The sequence below is a fragment of the Pseudomonas cyclaminis genome (assembly GCF_015163715.1).
GTDB classification, from domain to species: domain Bacteria; phylum Pseudomonadota; class Gammaproteobacteria; order Pseudomonadales; family Pseudomonadaceae; genus Aquipseudomonas; species Aquipseudomonas cyclaminis.
In genome coordinates, this window is sequence record NZ_JADDUM010000019.1 from 1 (window position 1) to 19,145 (window position 19,145).

Annotated in this window: 13 protein-coding genes and 1 pseudogene; 10 read left to right on the plus strand and 4 right to left on the minus strand. The window is 52.4% G+C overall.

The annotated features are described in order from the left end of the window. Positions 1 to 115 precede the first annotated feature (115 nt). Positions 116 to 934 (minus strand): shikimate 5-dehydrogenase, encoded by an 819-nt coding sequence (locus tag IQK56_RS02055; protein ID WP_193861971.1) that lies wholly within the window; start codon positions 932 to 934, stop codon positions 116 to 118. Between the two features lie 156 nt (positions 935 to 1,090). On the opposite strand from IQK56_RS02055, the gene IQK56_RS02060 reads away from it, so the two are divergent. The 3 genes from IQK56_RS02060 to IQK56_RS02070 all read left to right on the plus strand — a co-directional run bounded on the left by IQK56_RS02060 (position 1,091) and on the right by IQK56_RS02070 (position 2,147). Further along, a complete protein-coding gene (locus tag IQK56_RS02060) occupies positions 1,091 to 1,444 on the plus strand; it encodes a hypothetical protein (RefSeq protein ID WP_099584880.1) in 354 nt (117 codons plus the stop codon). A gap of 234 nt (positions 1,445 to 1,678) precedes the next feature. Then, positions 1,679 to 1,873, plus strand: coding sequence for a hypothetical protein (locus IQK56_RS02065; protein ID WP_032886687.1), 195 nt, complete (start codon positions 1,679 to 1,681; stop codon positions 1,871 to 1,873). Between the two features lie 91 nt (positions 1,874 to 1,964). Continuing rightward, positions 1,965 to 2,147 carry a hypothetical protein gene (locus IQK56_RS02070; protein WP_099584879.1) on the plus strand — a complete coding sequence of 61 codons (183 nt, stop codon included), beginning with the start codon at positions 1,965 to 1,967 and terminating at the stop codon, positions 2,145 to 2,147. Positions 2,148 to 2,150: 3 nt separating this feature from the next. Here IQK56_RS02070 and IQK56_RS02075 read toward each other — a convergent pair whose 3' ends face one another. Beyond that, positions 2,151 to 3,218 carry an AI-2E family transporter gene (locus tag IQK56_RS02075; protein WP_150761780.1) on the minus strand — a complete coding sequence of 356 codons (1,068 nt, stop codon included), beginning with the start codon at positions 3,216 to 3,218 and terminating at the stop codon, positions 2,151 to 2,153. Positions 3,219 to 3,378: 160 nt separating this feature from the next. Between IQK56_RS02075 and IQK56_RS02080 the strand changes: the two are divergent. From IQK56_RS02080 to IQK56_RS02110, 7 genes and pseudogenes are all read left to right on the plus strand, one after another. Further along, positions 3,379 to 3,888 (plus strand): annotated as a pseudogene (locus IQK56_RS02080) (U32 family peptidase); the annotation flags it as partial. A gap of 138 nt (positions 3,889 to 4,026) precedes the next feature. Next, a complete protein-coding gene (locus IQK56_RS02085; protein ID WP_193861970.1) occupies positions 4,027 to 6,099 on the plus strand; it encodes a hypothetical protein in 2,073 nt (690 codons plus the stop codon). A 57-nt stretch (positions 6,100 to 6,156) separates the two neighbouring features. After that, positions 6,157 to 8,412, plus strand: coding sequence for a hypothetical protein (locus IQK56_RS02090; protein ID WP_193861969.1), 2,256 nt, complete (start codon positions 6,157 to 6,159; stop codon positions 8,410 to 8,412). Beyond that, positions 8,405 to 8,911, plus strand: a complete 507-nt coding sequence (locus tag IQK56_RS02095; protein WP_193861968.1) for a hypothetical protein — start codon at positions 8,405 to 8,407, stop codon at positions 8,909 to 8,911. The genes IQK56_RS02090 and IQK56_RS02095 overlap by 8 nt, the downstream gene beginning before the upstream one ends. Then, positions 8,895 to 10,388 carry a tyrosine-type recombinase/integrase gene (locus tag IQK56_RS02100; RefSeq protein WP_193901520.1) on the plus strand — a complete coding sequence of 498 codons (1,494 nt, stop codon included), beginning with the start codon at positions 8,895 to 8,897 and terminating at the stop codon, positions 10,386 to 10,388. Before IQK56_RS02095 ends, IQK56_RS02100 begins: the two co-directional genes overlap by 17 nt. 684 nt (positions 10,389 to 11,072) lie before the next feature. After that, positions 11,073 to 12,824, plus strand: a complete 1,752-nt coding sequence (locus tag IQK56_RS02105) for an ATP-dependent nuclease (RefSeq protein ID WP_193861966.1) — start codon at positions 11,073 to 11,075, stop codon at positions 12,822 to 12,824. Further along, positions 12,821 to 14,335, plus strand: coding sequence for a UvrD-helicase domain-containing protein (locus tag IQK56_RS02110; RefSeq protein ID WP_193861965.1), 1,515 nt, complete (start codon positions 12,821 to 12,823; stop codon positions 14,333 to 14,335). Before IQK56_RS02105 ends, IQK56_RS02110 begins: the two co-directional genes overlap by 4 nt. 194 nt (positions 14,336 to 14,529) lie before the next feature. Here the strand turns inward: IQK56_RS02110 and IQK56_RS02115 are convergent, their stop codons facing one another. Together IQK56_RS02115 and IQK56_RS02120 are read right to left on the minus strand one after the other, a co-directional pair. After that, on the minus strand, positions 14,530 to 15,948 hold the full coding sequence (locus tag IQK56_RS02115) for an efflux transporter outer membrane subunit (protein ID WP_193861964.1): 1,419 nt from the start codon (positions 15,946 to 15,948) through the stop codon (positions 14,530 to 14,532). Continuing rightward, positions 15,948 to 19,139: an efflux RND transporter permease subunit gene (locus IQK56_RS02120; protein WP_193861963.1), complete on the minus strand. Its 3,192-nt coding sequence runs from the start codon at positions 19,137 to 19,139 to the stop codon at positions 15,948 to 15,950. The genes IQK56_RS02115 and IQK56_RS02120 overlap by 1 nt, the downstream gene beginning before the upstream one ends. Positions 19,140 to 19,145: the final 6 nt, after the last annotated feature.

Below are 19,145 nucleotides of genomic sequence, written 5' to 3' on the forward strand. Positions count from 1 at the left end.
CCCCGATGGCGGTGTATCAGGCAATGAATGTATTGACCGAACCACCGCTATCGGGGGCAAGCCCCCTCCCACATTTGATTACCAGCAGTCTTCAGCTTCTGATTACCAGCAATCTTCAGCTCCGGGCGAAGGCCACGGCTTTTTCGAATTGATCCTGGGTTGGCCGCACCCCGGTATAAAGCACAAACTGCTCCAACGCCTGGATTGCAATCACTTCCAGCCCGGTAATGACCCGCTTGCCTTGAGCCCGCCCACGCACAATCAACGGTGTTTCGGCGGGGATCGCCACTACATCGAACACGGTCTGCGCGTTATCAACCGCATCCGCTTCAAACGCCAATGCATCCGCCTCCGCGCCGCCGGTCATGCCAATCGGTGTGACGTTGACCAGCATCTGCGGCCGCAAGTCGCCCAGTTCCGCCCGCCACTCATACCCCAGGCTCTGCGCCAGCGCCCTGCCCGCGACTTCATTGCGCGCCACGATCACGCCCTTGGCATATCCCCCGTCACGCAAGGCGCTGGCCACGGCCTTGGCCATGCCGCCGCTGCCGCGCAGGGCGAAGGTGGAATCTTTCGGCACAGCGTGCTTTTTCAGCAGTTGCTCAACGGCGATGTAATCGGTGTTGTAGGCCTTCAGGTGCCCATCGGTATTGACGATGGTGTTGAGGGAGGCGATGGCTTGAACCGAATCGTCAAGTTCGTCCACTAAGGCAATGGCGGCCTCCTTGAACGGCATCGACACCCCGCACCCGCGAATGCCCAGCGCCCGGATACCGCCGATCGCGCCGGGCAAATCCTGGCTGCTGAACGCCTTATAGTAGAAATTCAGACCCAACTGTTCGTACAGGTGGTTATGAAACCGCAGGCCAAAATTCCCGGGGCGGGCCGACAGTGACATGCACAGCTGGGTGTCCTTGTTGGGGTGCATCTGCATGGATAACTCCTTTGAGTAAGCAAATCGGTACAGACCTTACACAACCTTTACCTAGCGGCCGTGCTGTTTTTCAGAAATATGTTGTCTTAAAAGTATCCCCGCGACATTACTTGAGTCTATTGATTGCAGACCACAAGCGCAGGGGCCAACCGAGGAATGACCATGATTCGTAAAATCCCCAAGATCGCCTTGCTGGTAGGTGCACTCGCTATGGCCGGCCAAGCCTCCGCCCACGGTGGTGGATGGGGTGGCCCGGCCGTCTTGGGTGCACTGGTCGGCGCCGCCGTGGTGGGCTCCGTGGTTGCCAGCCAACCCCGTGAGGTCTATGTGCAGCAGCCGGTCTACGTGCAGCCGCAGCCGGTGTATGCCGCACCACCGCCGGTCTACTACGCACCGCCCCCACCGGTGTATGTGCAGCAAGAGGTTTATTACCGCCCGGCACCGGTCTATTACGGCCCACCGCGTGGTTATTACGGCCCTCCCCACGGCTACTACCGTCGCGGTTGGTAAGCCCTTATCGTGATGTCAGACACAGGCCTCGCCCTACAAGCGGGGCCTTTTTTTGTATACGACGTCCGGATTTATCGTGCCAAGGTCGCTCTGAGGACAATGGCCAAGCGGTAATCCCACATTATTAAGGTCGAAAGTCTACTTGCCCGACCGGGGCGTACGCTGTCATGTTTGTGTCACCACACACTCCCACTATCGATCCGGTCCACCCAATAACAACAAGGACGACAGACCATGCCCACACAAAACCCGCACCGCACCGCTGGCCTCTGTACGTCCAGCAAGGTCTACAGCGCCCTCACGGAGCTCAAGCACCTGGAAGGCCACCGCACTGCAAAGTTCCTGGCGTTGCTGGCAGAAAACCTGGTGCGCAAAGGCCTGCTCAATGAGCAGGAAGTGGTGAGCATGCTCGACCAGGTGGTCGACTGACGCGTTTTGTTGATGTCGACTATTGAGCCAGGTGATTTTTCCTAAGCCGCCAGGCCCCGTAAGGTGACCCCCATAGCGATTGGAGGTCCTTATGCCCACTGTTCAAATCATGTCCGTCATCGGCAGCGCCGTCCCCGCCCCGCTTCGGGAGCTGGGTTTGCTCGCCTGCTGGTACCTGGTACGCGATGGCGAAACCATCAGCGGCCCGCTCACTTCCCTGTCCGCCGCCGAAAAACAACGGCAACACGCCTCGAATTTCCGGCTCCACGCCTGAGGTTTATGGCAACGGCAGCTTGACCCGCGGCTTGCTCTCCACGAACAGCGCCCAACTGGACATGAACAGCGCCGCCACCAGCGGCCCGATCACAAATCCGTTGAGGCCAAACACCGACAGGCCGCCCAGGGTCGAGATCAGGATCAGGTAGTCCGGCATCTTGGTGTCCTTGCCCACCAGGATCGGGCGCAGCACGTTGTCCACCAGCCCGATCACAAACACGCCAAACAAGCCCAGCACCACGCCCTGCCAGATCGAACCGCTGAGCAGGAAGTAGGCGGCCACCGGCCCCCACACAATCCCCGCGCCCACCGCCGGCAGCAATGACAGGAACGCCATCAACACCGCCCAGAGCAACGCGCTGGGAATGTCCAGGAACCAGAAGATCAAACCACCCAGCGCGCCTTGAGTCACGGCGACCAGCACGTTGCCCTTGACCGTGGCGCGCACCACCCGATTGAACTTGAGCTGCAACCGGCGCTTCTGCGGCTCGGCCAGCGGCACCGCCGTGCGCACTTTACGTACCAGTTCCGGGCCGTCGCGTAGCAGGAAAAACAGCAAATACAGCATGATGAAAAAGCTCACCAGGAAATCAAACGTGCCCTGGCCGAAGCTGAACGCCTGGGTGGCGAAGAACTGGCTGCCCTGCATCGCGCTCTTGACGATTTTCTCGCGCAGGCCTTCAAGGTTGCCCATGCCAAAACGGTCCAGCAAATGCTGGAAATACGGCGGCAGGAAGTTCTTGAACTGCTCGATGTAACCGGCCACGTCGAGCTTGCCGCTTTCAACGTTTTTGTAGAGCGTTGCGCCCTCTTGCACCAGCAAGGCGCTGGTGATGATCACCGGCAGGATCGCGATCACCAGGCACACCATCAAGGTGGCCAGTGACGTCAGGTTGCGGTTCCAGCCGAACCGCTGCTGCAGGCGGCGCTGCATGGGCGCAAAGATGATGCCGAGGATGACCGCCCAGAACACCGCACCGTAGAACGGCAGCAATATCCAGATAAAGGCGACGGTCACCAGGACCAGCAGCAGCAACAGGGTTTTGAATTGCAGGTTGGTTTGATTCATGTTCGGTCCATGTCAAAAAAGCAGGGCGCGCGTTTGCGTCCCGGTGCTTAGTCCGCCGCAACTCCTGGGAGTGCCATCTTTGTTGCGCTAAGCGTAGACCCAGATCAATAAAGCCCTGCGCCGCTTCATCTACCCTCGCGCTTTTTTGCGACCCAAGCCCATGCCTCCTGTCATCGCCCCCGAACTGCTCGCCCCCGCCGGCACCCTGAAAAACATGCGCTACGCCTTCGCCTACGGCGCCGATGCGGTCTATGCCGGCCAGCCGCGCTACAGCCTGCGCGTGCGCAACAACGAATTCGACCACGCCCACCTGGCCCTCGGCATTGACGAGGCTCATGCTCAGGGCAAGCGCTTCTACGTGGTGGTCAACATCGCGCCGCACAACGCCAAGCTCAAAACCTTCCTCAAGGACCTGGCCCCGGTCATTGCCATGGGCCCGGACGCGTTGATCATGTCCGACCCCGGCCTGATCATGCTGGTGCGCCGGCATTTCCCGATGATGCCGATTCACTTGTCGGTGCAGGCCAACACGGTGAACTGGGCCAGCGTGGGGTTCTGGCAGCAGCAAGGGATTTGCCGGGTGATCCTGTCGCGGGAACTGTCTCTGGAAGAGATCGAAGAAATCCGCCAGCAGGTGCCGGCCATGGAGCTGGAAGTGTTTGTGCACGGGATCTTTTCCAAGCAGTAAATTTTGTCAAAAAAACAAGAAAAAGACGAATGGCCTTGAACTGAGGGAGCTCTACTCTAAGCTGATACGACGAAAAGAAAAAAAATGACAATCTGATTCTGACAAATCAGGGAGCATGCAATGGATGTCTCCATACAGGTCGTGGAAGGTCAATTGATCTGTTGTTACGCTAATGAGCGGGGAAAAACGGCTAAAGCTGACCTCTCTCCACTGATGGTGCTTGGCGAAAATCTTGACCAACTGCTCAAAATAATCCTTGGCCCTATCCGGCTGATGTCAATTGCCAGCATTCGTGGACATATGTCCAGGTTGAGATTGCTCGGTGAAACACTCACCCATTTAAAATTCAAGCAACTACCTAGTAATCCTGAGGACTGGCAAATCCTTGTCACCGATATCCACCGCTATGTTCTCAGTCGCGTAAACAGCAGATCTAGCTTAAAAAACCGTTGCTCCAACGATTGGGTTTCGATTCGCTTTTACCTAGGACAACTTGTCGAAGGTGGCGTGATTCCCATATCGACTTATTTACCACCGGTTCGAGACACTCTGGACTCAGTTGATATCGACCCATATAAAGATCGGGTACTGGGTCAGTCGGCAATGAAGCCCATTGGACCAGGCAATGTGGTAGACAAGCTAATTTGTTCGATAAATATTTCACGAACAGACGCACAATACCTTGAAGAGCTGAGAGAAACACTCTCAAACCGAAATCACATTTTAAAAGAAGCACTCATTAAACATTGGAAATATATTAAATCCAATATGGAGTTTGGTAAAAAATTAATCGACTTAGTCGACTGGCCAAATTTACTCTCACTCATCAATGCTCACCCAACCAAAGAACCAAAAAACCATCCAGCCTACCCTAGTTCTCTGGAAGGTCTAGCTAATTACTTGGCTGTAATTCATCACCACTATGATGGAATTGCACCATCAGATGATACACTCCGAAAAAACAGCATATCCCCCGAAAACAGCTTAATTCCTAGACAGTGCTCATTCGGTTCATTTGAGCATGTTGCCAAGCTTACTGGGGCTCCTTCTGCGCCGTATAATTCGGGAGGATGGTCTAATCGCTCTGTTCTACTCTGGTGGCAAGGAAGGATCAGTCATTTCGATGTAGCAGCATTAACAGCGCTTTTAATGATACTACAGCCGTCATGGACAATGAGCGCTTTGTTGTTTTCGGAAATCGTAAATCGTGACAATAAGAACTACTTAGATGTTTCTGAAAAAGGATACTCATACGAAGTTAAAAAACATCGTGCTAAATCCATGAAGCTGGAAGAATTAGATCCACTAGCTTACGAAATCATATCAACCTTAATAGAGGCCTATGATCCCGTGCGCAGAAAAATGCGGGAAAATGGTGACTCCAGGGCATCGCTACTATTTTTGCCTTGCAGCTTTATGAAAATATCTTGCACGACATCTTCAACATACAGCGCCTTTCTCAGGGGCAGTGACTCGAAAAAAAAAGTGTGGCTCGGATCTGTATACCCAGAATTACCAGCCGTTGGATTAACAGCCGGCACGCTATCTTTCGTGAAAATCCGCAACACTCAGGGAGTGTTGGCTTGGTTCAAAACAAAAAGTATGCGCGCTGTTGCTAGAGTACTGGGCAACACCGAAAAAGTTGTGCTTCAACATTACATACCAAAAGCATTACTGGATGCGTGGAATGTACGCATAATTAGACGCTTTCAAAACCTTTGGCTTTCAGTCGCAACCGCAAATGAAGACTACTTACTAGAAATAACGGATTTCAGCAGTATCGCCGAGCTTCATACTTTCCTTCGCGACATGCTAATGCTACATAGCGAAACAGACTCACCACTATCGAAACTACTACACACCAGACTAGGTATTTTAGTCGATGAAGATTTCAACATTGCAGACAATAATGCTCACTTGCACATCGGCATAAGCAGGGCGGGGCTATCAGCTCTCTATTCATATCAAGCAGCCGTAATCGATATAGGTTTATCCAGTGATATTTTAGACAAGGCGGATATCATAACTGGTTTAACGCCCAGGCACCTCATTTCACTTGCAGATCTTCTTCAATCACAATTACCGTTAGATAAAAACACTGAATACGTAGCATGTCATGAAATAGCCAGATCTTATTCAGACGACCCAATTAATAGGAAAAAGTGGACTGCAATGATTAATCAATCCCTCTAAATTGTGCTCCCAAGGATACTCAGCATTATTTAATTATTGCTCGCCGAGGAAAAGTTCATGAGCAAAATAAATATCAATAGCTTTCCGGAAAACTTTTCGACATTAGAGCAATGTCAGCTTTTAGCCCTCCTAGAGGAAGCGAATTCTGCAACTAAAATCTACAACGGTGACTACACTGCACCTTGGTTAATTTCTTCAATTCATGCTGAGATATGGCAGCTAAGAAAAGGCGAAGAAACCAGGTATGTGGACGGCACATTGAAGGACCACTACGAATATAAATGGTCAACCAAACTATATGACGGCTCAAACTTAGTCGACCCAAAGAATCGAAAATTACTACATGACATACAACGACTTACCTTTTTAGTGCGAGAGCTACCCGGAGGCCCTGCGACACTGACGACTTTAAAATCATTTATATGGAGCCTCAATTTTTTAGTCAGATGGATGTTTGTACACGGCAATGAACTCGATCCCTGCAAGCACTCCCTTACACAGTTGAAGCAGCAACACTTTATAAATCTATTCAATGACCTGGCTAAAGGAGGTACTGCATTTGCCCTCCGTTACCCTGAGCGCCTTCTTATATCATTATTCCCCTTAGCTCTCGATCGAGCACCTTTTCAAGAAGAGTTGGACGAACCATTAGACCTCTCTATAGAAACGTGTTTTCTGGTATCTAGATGGCTTACCGACAAAGGTTACATGGTCAATAAAGATCGATCAGTAGGAAAAAAGGTATTAAGCCCTTCCTCTGTTGCTCAACTGATTGACGTCGACGCGGACACAGTTTCAGGAGGTCCAAAATGGCGCGCATTTCTTCTTCAATTTCAATCCAGCGAGAATTTTTCAATTACCGGCAGTGATCTCATCATTAGTGGATCAACATGCCGCCGTGAATTTCCAACTCAACGTACAGCCACCAAAAGCGAAGCAAAATCGCAACTAATATCGGAAAAAACGCTAGATAAATATCTTTCCGACATCAAATATATAATAGCATTGTACCGCCACCTACCAAAAATCTGCCCAAACCCAATGACCTTTAATACAAAGGAGATCAGGCAAAAAATCATTACTCTGACTAGCGCGGCAAAACACACGCCATGGATACCATTACCTATTGCAATGACATATACCAATGAAGCACTACGATGGGTACATTTATACGGAGAAGATTTAGTTTCTGTTTTTTTAGAAGCATACAAAACATTATATGAGCATGGTTTATTGGTATCCGCACCGGCTCCTGGAGTCGAAAACCCTTCTGCAGCTGAGCTCGCTTTTTTTTCTAAACAATTTACAAAAAAGCGTGAAGATATCATCTCAAGTATCCCCTTCCCAGAATCAATTTCCCATCTTAACATCAAGGGAATGGGTTGCTATGGAAGTATAAAAGGAAAAAAGGCTTTTGAAAAACTTAGAAAATCACCGTCTCTAATGGATGCGATAACAGTATTAATCGGTGCAATTACTATTATAGTAACAATGACAAAACCGATGCGTGAATCAGAGTTTCGCTCGCTAAAGAACAACTGCATTCAATTCGTTTCAGGTGACGGATACTGGCTAAGACAAGATATAAGAAAAAAATACATCAATGGAGTTCTTCTACAAAACTCGCGGCCAATACCGGCTATTTCCGCTCGAGCTATACAACTCCTTCAACGCCTTACAAACGGAATAAAAAAAATCCTGGGAACTAGTGATCCATGGTTTCTTGATTCACTGGTTACGTTGCCGTCGTTCGGAGTCTTCGAAGCAAGCGTTTCCATACCATCTTCAACACGACTTCTCCAGATATTTGACGCCTTTTGTGATTACGTTGCAATTGCCCCAGACCCGCAAGGGCGCCGATGGTACTTACGTGTGCATGAGATGAGAAAAAGCTTTTTGATTACTTTCTTCTGGTCTTTTCGCTACGCGAGCCTAGATGCATCCCGTTGGATAGCAGGGCATGACGATGTATCTCATATATATGCATACATCCAAGCCAATTTTCCGGGAGAAGAGTTACCGGCCCTAGAGGCCGAATACGCTAGCAAAATTCTACGTGAGTATCAGGAATTAGGGACACCGACGGGGACCAAAAATGTTGATGCTCTTTACCAGGCAGTTTGCACGCATTTTTCTGTTCGTGATGTTTCATGGATTGACGAGTCTATCCTAAAGGACTGGCTTGAACTTCAGTTTGAAACTCATGAATTCGAAATTATGCCCCATTCGATTAAATGCCCCGATGGCGGATTGAATACGGAAATCTCCTTCAGAGTGTCGCCTGCAAAAACTAAGGTAGACAATCATGGATAACCGCGGCAGCACACTCGCCAGGCTCAAGATCCTCACCAAAGCCCTACAAGACAATAAAAGTGCCCCTGCGTCGCTATCCAAGGCATGTTATTCGCAAGGGAGTTTCGCAAGTTACATTTATCCATCCGAGGGAATCGGATCAATGGCATTGAATACGCTTAAATCAAGTGCAAATCAATTTATAGAAGATGGTGGCTGGCGAAAATTAGATTCGTTGCGCAAGGCCTATTTGACTATCTATAAAACTGGAAGCCATGGGATTATTACAAAACACAGAAACAAAGAAAATCAGAAGCAGCAATTAATAGAACTACAAAATGCTCTAGACCTAGAGAGAAGATACCGAATAAGAGTTCAAATTGCCTACGAGTCACTTCTTCAACGAATGCACATACTTGTAAAGACCGAACCTGAATTGGCAAGCTTTATAAACCAACACCTTGCAGTATTCTCTCTGAAACGCATTACGCTAGCAAATGACAATGAACAACAAAGCTAATTTTTTTTTACTAAAGCAGGTAGATGTAACTTGCTACTCAAGTCATGACCCCTTGCGTGGCACATATACACCTATGATTTCAACGATGCCTGCCACATTTGCCGTAACATGGCCTAATGGTACACCATGTACGATGATTGAACTTTTCCTAATACATAAATTTCGACTAGGATCTTCAACCAGGGAGGACGGTGGAAGTCTAAGAGCAATAGTCTCAAAACTAATTCACCTGATCCGCTATTGCTGGAATACTCAGCGTGACTTCTGGGAGCTGGACAACACTGACATTGACAAACTAATAGTATCATTAATGTCAGACAGTAGAAAAAACTCACCACTAAATAGAGCTCGTGACAACAACACCGTTCGGGCAATAATTGCTTCTACCGTTGAGTTCTTACTTTGGATTCAGAACGAAATCATAGTTGACGTTCGTTTAATCGGAAAAGGACCAGGGTTTCGCATTCGACTGAAAGAGCGCAAGATATTCGATCATCGCCTGAACACTTCTCACATTCAGCTTGTGTATCACTCACTCCCTCCAAGAGACGTAAAAGAACCAAAACGCCCAATATCAAGCCTCAAGCGCAATGCTCTTTGGGCTGCAGTATCTAGCATGACAGCAAAGCCGGTCAATCCACCATACTGGGCAAAAAACCGCGATTTCGGTTCTACAATTGATATTTACCTTAAAGCCAGGCGCGAGTTGCTGCTAGAACTATTGGAAGCTACAGGCGCACGGCCCGGTGAACTTTCTCGACTTAGTGTTTCCAAAAATGAAGACTGCGATAAATCACATACTTTGACGCTAGTGACTTTGAAACGGCGCCGACAAATTGAGCGCATAATTCCACTTCAGCCTAGCGTTGCCATACGACTAACAGTATTCATAAAAAAACATAGAAGAATTATTTTACAAGCGATTAGAGCTTCAGGTGGCAATGCAACTCCACTGGATCGAGTTTTTTTGAGCGTTAACGGAAACGCCACGTCTGAGCGAGTAATGGAGTCGGAGTTCAATCGGCTATCCAAATTTGCCGGACTAGGAAACTACCAGTGCTGCATGTCTATGTTTCGCCACCGCTTCATTACAAAGCAAGTTGCAATTCATCTAGAGTTTTATCTCCGAGCAGAAGCCAAAACTAGAGAATTTATGACAAATTCAGACTACCGAACCATTCTTAGAAAAGTAGCAACTGTAACTGGCCACGCTAGCGAGCTTAGCCTCTTACATTACATTGATCTTGCATGGGACGAGCTAGGATTCGGCAATCAAATTGATAAATTTATTGCCATTGATGCGTCATTAGAAAGTACCACGACTCAGGTAATTTCAATTATCGGATTACTAGAAAAACCAAACGGCCAAAGTTCCTCAGAACTACTCAGATCCACTAAAGAAGCGCTGCTCAATATAAAGAGTGGATTATTGCGCACTCTCGAATGCAACGCGACGACAAAACCAAAAGACGACTAAAATACACTACAGCCAGCAATGGGTTGTTTCCAACACTCCGTGACATTTAGCAATTGTCCAAGAAGGGACTGTGCCCCCGCCCCTTTGAACGCACGTTCAGTTAGACTAAAAGCACCCCGCCTGCCTCGACGGTCACCACTAAGTGACAGATAGAGAGTTTGACCATGTTTGTAGGTGTCAAATGCTAGCATTCCAGCGCCCTCCCATCATAGCGACAGAGAGAGCGTTGTTAGGTAAAGGGACGTATGGATGAGTCTGGACGCGATCGAAATGCATACTGGTTAATCCCGCCGATGGCTGAAATTTGGACCTAATCGAATTTCCCGACTGGAACCAATGGATAAATCACAAATTCGGAGACCAGATTTTTTGAGAGGCCTCAAACACTCGATACCGACGAAGGTTTCTACAGGCGTCACTGTAAACTTTTGGTTTACATAGTCTATTAAAATCACTGCCTGCCATGCCTTCAGTGGTCATTAGAAAATAAAACGAAGTCATTAGTTTCTGTGACGGAATCCGAACCCAGCTGGCCAAATGAAGTAACCAATCGAATCCTGGCAGGATAAATCTCACAGTTCTGAGGGATCACTGTAAAAAAGACTGTTTAGCTGCGCATTGACTGATATCGCGTGCACGTCTTCACTCCTGTCTACCCTAGACAGGAACAGAGGATGGACCCTAATGGCCGCATGCTTTCACTACCTGAAAATTGAAAATTTCAGAGGCATCCATTCCTTGGAATGGCGCCCCAACGCTGGGGTCAACGTCATCCTTGGGGGAGGTAACGTAGGGAAGTCGACGTTACTGGAAGCGATTGCTCTTCTTCTCAGTCCAACCAACAGCTACACCTTGGCAGATGCTGATTACTGGAATCGTGATGTAGCGGCCGAATTTCTCATTGAGACAGTGATTTCGTTACCCGGTGAAGGCGCTATTAATCAACAAGGAGCAATGGCTTGGCCTTGGGAATGGGATGGCAGCAATGCCGTCCTCCCTGAAGTTGCTGAAGATATTGAGCAAGCACCCCGACCGGCCGTATACAAGTTAAGAGTCAGGGGTACCGCTGAGCTGGAGCTGGCGTTTGAAATAGCTCAGCCGGATGGCACCTGTGTTTCGATGTCAGTGGCTCTTCGTCGATCCATCGGGGTCGTTAAACTCTCTGGAGATGATCGCAGCGACCGCGATTTGCGTCTGGTGTACGGCGCCGGTTTGGACAGGCTGCTCGCTGACCGAGGGCTGCGCGCACGCTTCGGCAGAGAGATCGCGTCTGACCAAATTGAGCAACATCTGGATCAGCCAGCCAGAGAAAAGTTAGATGCACTGGACGAGTTGTTTGGGCTTAGATCGCTACCAACCGAGTTAGGCCTGGCATTTGTTGGCAATGCGGGAGTGTCGGTCAACGCACTGGTCGGCTTGACTTCAGATAAAAACGGAATCGCTCTTCCCCTAATCAGTTGGGGATCGGGAACTCGGCGATTAGCTGCGTTGGCTATTGCTGACTCCCTGCAGGAAGGCCATCCGATCACAGTCTTAGATGAGCTAGAGCGCGGGTTGGAGCCCTACCGACAGCGACAGCTGATGAAGACGCTAATCGAAGGCGCAGGCCAAGCATTTGTCACGACCCACAGCTCCACGGTTGTCAGTGCCTCAGGACCCGCTTCCCTTTGGTACATTGATTCGACCGGTAGGATTGGCGCCTTACCTCGGGATAAAGTTGAGCGGCACCAATCGGCAGACCCAGAGACGTTCCTATCCAGGCTTACAATTGTTGCAGAGGGCGCAACAGAGGTAGGTTTCCTGGCAGCTCTATTGGATAGGTACGTGCCGGAGTGGCGCGATCATGGTATTTACATCAGCGACGCAACTGGGAACGATAATGTTTTAAGTCTATTGGAGGCGCTGTCTTCAGGCGGTTTAAAATTTGCTGGTTTCGCGGATTTTGAAGATCGGTGCGAGGGACGCTGGCGAACGCTAAGGCATCGAATGGGCAATCTCCTCTTCCAATGGGAACAAGGTTGCCTGGAGGAAAATATTATTCCCCTGATACCTCCAGCTCGCATATTTCAACTCATCGAAGACCCTGCTGCAGAAAAAACAGGCATGCGTCTGAGGACCTTAGCCGACCGGCTTGAGATCGAGGTGGCTGATTTCGACCTGATATCTGATCGCTCCGATCAAGAGTTAAAAAACTTGATTGTTGCCGCTGCGACAGGCCAGATCCCCGAGCGTTTGGCGGCTGCTGAAAGAAGCATCAAAAACCCTTATAAGGGGCATTCCTCCGTTTGGTTCAAGTCTGTAACTGGCGGCCGTGAATTAGCTGACAAGATTCACGCGCTTGAGACATGGCCGCTCCTGCAGGCACGTATGGTGCCGTTCCTAAATGCTATTCGAACCAGTATTGGGCTTGCTCTTCTCCCAGAGGCTGAACAATGAGCGATGCCTCCGTTGCAGCGGCTCTTCGTTCGGATGCCCGCTTAGTCGTCATAGAGGCTCCCGCGGGCTGCGGGAAAACTTACCAAGCAGCGGAGTATGCAAGAGAAGCTGCAAGCACGGTCAGACAAGGCCAACGAATCTTGATTCTGACTCATACCCACGCCGCTTGTAGCGTGTTTGCCGCGAGAACCAGAGGAGTCGGTTCGCGAGTGCAGATCGGCACTATAGACTCTCTCATTGTCCAAATCGCGACGGCCTATCATCGCGTGCTCAATCTGCCGTCCGACGTTTCAGTATGGGCTTTTGCTCAGGGTGGTACCGGCTTTGATCAGCTAGCTCGTAAAGTCTCTGCGTTACTGGACCGGTCATCTGCCATATGCGGAGCACTGGCAAGCAGGTACCCCATTGTTATCTGTGATGAGCACCAAGACGCGAACGAGGGACAACACGGAGTCATTATGGCCATCGGTATTGCCGGATCTCGGCTGATCGTGTTTGCAGATCCAATGCAGGCTATCTACGGTTCTAACGCTGAGACTACCACCAGGTGGGAGCGGCTCCTGGGAGCTAGCAACGCCACAGAGCTTTTGGACTATCCACATCGCTGGGATCAAGGCTCGCGCGCGTTGGGCGAGTGGACTCTGGAAGCGCGCGAGATGCTACGCCAAGGAAACGCTTTAGATTTGCGAGGTCAGCTTCCACGAGGCCTTTCAATAATTGAGGCTGACAACCAAGCTCAGCGACATGGCCAGTATCAGGTTTCCAGAGAGGAAGGTCGGCAGATCAATAGCGTGACACGAAGAAACGGAGGACTTCTCATTCTTTCTGCTCACAACGCGACAATCCGCAGTCTGAATGCTATGTGGGGGCGTACCATTCCGATATGGGAGGGCTTTACCCGATCAGCATTATCACTACTCGCAATCAGTTGCCGTCAGCATGCTGGAAACGCTAATGCGTTGGCCGGAGCCTTTTGCGATTTCATTGGAGAGATTGGTATTGGTTTCACGCCGTCTAGCTTTGGAAATCGCTTGAAGCAGGAAGTCCAAACGGGATGCGCGGTTAGATGCCGTGGCAAGCCGGCATTAATTCAGAGATTGGGACTCTGTCTTCTGGAAACCCCTGACCATAGAGGGGTTGGAACGGCCTTGAACTTATTACATGGATTTATAAGAGACGAAGAGGCTTTCTCCTGTGTAAAAATAGATCTTCGACGCGAGTTTCATGAGGCGCTCAAGCTGGGAAGTTTCGATGAGCCGGAACAGGGCTACTCGCAGCTGCGCAGCCAAAGAGTTCAAATGCAGCCGTCCATACCGCTCCGCGCTATAAGTACCATTCACAAGGCCAAAGGTCTTGAATGCGCCAACGCGCTGCTGATTCCTTGTGATGCCCATCACTTCTCTGCGGCGGAGAAAAATCGCTGCCTACTTTACGTCGGCTTGAGCCGGGCCAGCAGTTCATTGACGCTAGTTCTGTCACCTACGACGCCGACCCCATGGATAATGATGTGAAAATAGAAAGAGCAAGACTGCATTTCAACACGCCAGCTTAATATTGAGAGTCTTATGCGGTTTTGGCCCACGCCTTGAAACGATTTTTGTGCCCCTAACAAAAGGACCTAAGAAAGGCCCTTTTTTGTACTCAAAAAAGCCTCACTTGCGCAAGATTTATACCCAGAATTCACTAAGGCATATTTAGGTTCTATTCAGTTAATCGCCGCAACGTCGCCACTGCCGCTATTCCACCCTCCTCCCAAGGCTTTATAGATCGCAACGATGCCGCGGTACTGGTCGGTTTCACCGAGGGCCTGGGCATCTTCGGCATTGAGTCGCTCGCGTTGCGCATCCAGCAATACCAGAAAATCCACGGTCCCTTCCTTGTACTGAATGGCCGCGAGGTCTGCAGCGGCGCGGCTCGACTCGCTTTGTTTGATCAGCGACAGCAGGCGTTGTTGGCGTTTGCCATAGTCACTGAACGCATTTTCCGACTCTTCCAGCGCCAGCAAGACTTGCTGTTCATAGGTGGCTAAGGCCCCTTCGGCGTTGGCGTTGGCACCGCGAATGCGCGCCCGCACGCTGCCCAGGTCAAATGCCGCCCAGGTAATGCTCGGACCCAAGCTCCAGGCCCGGGCAGCGCTGGAGCCAATCTGTGAACCACGGCCGGCGGTGAAGCCGAGGAAGCCGCTCAAGCTGACCCGAGGGAACAAGTCGGCAGTGGCCACGCCGATATCCGCTGTAGCGGATGCCAGCCTGCGCTCCGCGGCAAGGACATCGGGACGCCGGCGCAACAACTCGCCGGGGTCACCGATCGGCAGGGCCTTGGCGATGGCGGGCAAGTCGGCGGGATTGAGCGACACGCTCAATTTATCCGGGCGCTCACCCAACAGCGTGGCAATGCGGTTTTTCTCCCGCACCTGCTCCGCCTGAAGTTGCGGCACCGTCGCTTCGACCGCGGCCAGTCGGGCATCGGCCCGCACCACGTCCAGTTCATTGCCCACACCGGCGTCGCGCAGGCTCACCGTCACAGTGCGCGAGTCCTGCTGATTTTTCAGGTTCGCCAGGGCGATTTTTTCCCGCAGTTGAGCGCCCCGTAGTTGGCCGTAGGCGTCCACCAGTTCGGCAATCATGGTTACGCGAAGCTGATACAAGTCCGCTGCGGCGGCGTCTTCCTGGGCATCGCTGGATTCCAGTTGGCGCTGGATCCGCCCAAACAAATCGACTTCCCAGGCCATGTCCAGGCCCAGGTCATAGCGTTCCTGATGGACCCGGTTCTCGGTCTGGCCCGGCACTTGCCCTTTGCCTTGTTGGCTGCTGACGCGGCTGGTGACCACCGGCAGATTGTCGTTGCTGACGTCATCGCGAATCGCCCGGGCCGCTTTCCAGCGGGCAAACGCGACACGCAAGTCGCGGTTGCCTTCCAGGGATTTGCTCACCAATTGGTTGAGCGTCGGGTCATCGAACTGCTGCCACCACACCGTTTCAAACCGCGATTGATCGTAGTGCCCGCCCTGGATCGACACCAGGGTGGCCGGCGCGGTGTCGGGGGTTTTGTAGTCGGGGCCCACGGTACAAGCGGCCAGTGCGGCGACCAGAAGGCTGGGTAAAAACAGCTTGAAAGCGTTCATCAGTGAGCCTCCGAATTCAGCGAATGAGTTGGATTAATGCGAACCGCTTTGCGCGCGTTCTTGCGCTCGATGGCGCGGCGAATCAACACGAAGAACACCGGCGTCAGCAGCAAGCCGAAGAAGGTCACGCCGAGCATCCCGGAGAACACCGCCACCCCCATCGCCCGGCGCATTTCCGAGCCGGCACCGGTGGACGTCACCAACGGGATCACGCCCATGATGAAGGCGAAGGACGTCATCAGGATCGGCCGCAACCGCATGCGACAGGCTTCCAGGACGGCATCCAGCGGCGACATGCCCTGCTCCTGTTTATCCTTGGCGAACTCGACGATCAGAATCGCGTTCTTGCAGGCCAGGCCCACCAGCACGATCAGGCCGATCTGGGTAAAGATGTTGTTGTCGCCCTTGGAAATGATCACCCCGGCAATCGCCGACAGCAGGGTCATCGGCACGATCAGGATCACCGCCAATGGCAGGCTCCAGCTCTCGTACAGCGCCGCGAGGACCAGGAACGCCAACAGCACGCAGAGCGGGAACACCAGCAGCGCCGTGTTACCGGACAGAATCTGTTGGTAGGTCAGGTCGGTCCATTCGTAGGTCATGCCGTTGGGCAGTTCTTCTTTCAGCAACTTTTCAATCGCTGCCTGGGCCTGGCCGGAGCTGTAGCCCGGCGCGGCGCTGCCGTTGATTTCCGCGGTGACGAAGCCGTTGTAGTGGGAGACGCGGTCAGGTCCGGAGGTCGGGCTGATCTTGACGAAGGTCGCCAGCGGGATCATCTCGCCCTTGTTGTTGCGTACTTTCAACTGACCGATCTGCTCCGGCTCCTGGCGGAACTGTTGCTCGGCCTGCACGTTGACCTGATAAGTCCGGCCAAAACGGTTGAAGTCGTTGGCATACAGCGAGCCCAGGTACACCTGCAACGTGTCGAAGATGTCGTTGATGGCCACGCCGTGGATCTTGGCTTTTTCCCGGTCAATGGCGGCGTCAACCTGGGGCACGTTGACCGTGTAACTGGTGAACAGATTCGCCAGTTCCGGAACACTGCGGCTCTTGCCGATGATGTTCATGGTCTCTTTGTACAGCTCTTCGTAACCCAGGTTGCCCCGGTCTTCGATCTGCAAGCGGAAACCACCGATGGTGCCCAGGCCCTGGACGGGCGGCGGCGGGAACACCGCGATGTAGGCGTCCTGGATGCCACCGAACTTGGCGTTCAACGAAGCGGAAATCGCCCCGGCTGACAGGCTCGGGTCTTTACGCTCATCGAACGGCCGCAAACCGATGAAGGCAATACCGGCGTTCGGGCTGTTGGTGAAGCCGTTGATCGACAGGCCCGGAAACGCTACGGCGCTGTCGAAACCTGGCTCGTTCATGGCGATGGTGCTCATGCGCCGGATCACGTTTTCGGTGCGATCCAGGCTGGCGGCGTCCGGCAATTGGGCGAAGGTCACCAGGTACTTTTTGTCCTGGGTCGGCACGAAACCGGTGGGCGTGGTGCTGAAGCCCATGTAGGTCATGGCGATCAGGCCGGCGTAGACCAACAACGCCACGCTGCTGCCCCGAATGACCTTGGCCACGGCAATCACATAGCCATGGCTGGCCTTGTCGAAGAAACGGTTGAAGGGCTTGAACAACCAGCCACCCAGCAGGCGATCCAGCACTTTCGAAAAGCGGTCTTTCGGTGCGCCGTGGGCCTTGAGCAACACTGCGGCCAATGCCGGCGACAAGGTCAGGGAATTGAACGCCGAGATCACGGTGGAGATGGCGATGGTCAGGGCGAACTGCTTGTAGAACTGCCCGGTCAAGCCCGAGATAAACGCCGCAGGGACGAACACCGCACACAGCACCAGCGCCGTGGCGATGATCGGGCCGGTCACTTCGCCCATGGCTTTTTTGGTCGCCTCGACCGGTTCCAGCCCCGACTCGATGTTGCGTTCGACGTTCTCCACCACCACGATCGCATCGTCGACCACGATCCCGATGGCCAGCACCAGCCCGAACAGCGACAGCGCATTCAGCGAGAACCCGAACAGGTGCATCACGGCAAACGTACCGATCAGCGACACCGGCACCGCCACCAGCGGAATGATCGAAGCGCGCCAGGTTTGCAGGAACAGAATCACCACCAGCACCACGAGGATCAGCGCTTCAAACAGGGTGTGAACCACCGCTTCGATGGAGCTGCGCACGAAGATCGTCGGGTCATAGACGATTTCGTAGTCCATGCCTTCCGGGAAGTTTTTCTTCAGCTCGGCCATCTTCGCCCGCACCTGGTTGGAGATGTCGATGGCGTTGGACCCCGGACGCTGGAAGATCGGCATCGCCACCGCTTCCTCGTTATTGAGCAAGGCGCGTAAGGCGTACTGGTTGGAACCCAGCTCGATCCGGGCAATGTCTTTCAGGCGGGTGATTTCGCCGTTCGGGCCGGCGCGGACGATGACGTTTTCGAACTCTTCCTCACTGACCAAACGCCCTTGGGAGTTGATCGACATCTGGAAGCTCGTGGCGTTTGGCGCTGGCGGCGAACCCAGTTGCCCGGCAGCGACCTGACGGTTCTGCTCGCGCACTGCGTTAACCACGTCGGTCGCAGTCAGATTGCGTGAAGCGGTCTTGTTCGGATCGAGCCAGATACGCAGCGAGTAATCGCCGATACCGAACATCTTCACGTCACCAATACCGTCCAGGCGCGACAGCTCATCCTTGACGTTGAGAATCGCGTAGTTGGACAGGTAGAGCATGTCGTAGCGCTTGTCCGGCGACACCAAATGCACCAGCAAGGTCAGCTCGGGAGACGCCTTGTCGACGGTGATGCCGATGCGCGTCACTTCCTCGGGTAGCTTGGGCTCGGTGCGGGTCACACGGTTCTGCACCTGGACCTGGGCGTTGTCCAGATCGGTACCCAGGGCGAACGTCACAGTCAGAGTCAGTCGGCCGTCAGCGGTGGATTGCGAGGACATGTACAGCATGTTCTCGACGCCGGTGATCGCCTGCTCCAGCGGCGCGGCCACGGTTTCACCGATGACTTTCGGGTTGGCGCCGGGGTAGTTGGCGTGGACGACCACGGTGGGTGGCACCACTTCTGGGTATTCGCTGATCGGCAGCTGGAACAGCGAGATCGCGCCGGCAATCAGGATAAGCAGCGACAGTACCGCCGCGAAGATCGGTCGCGTGATAAAGAACTGGGAAAACTTCATGTCGGT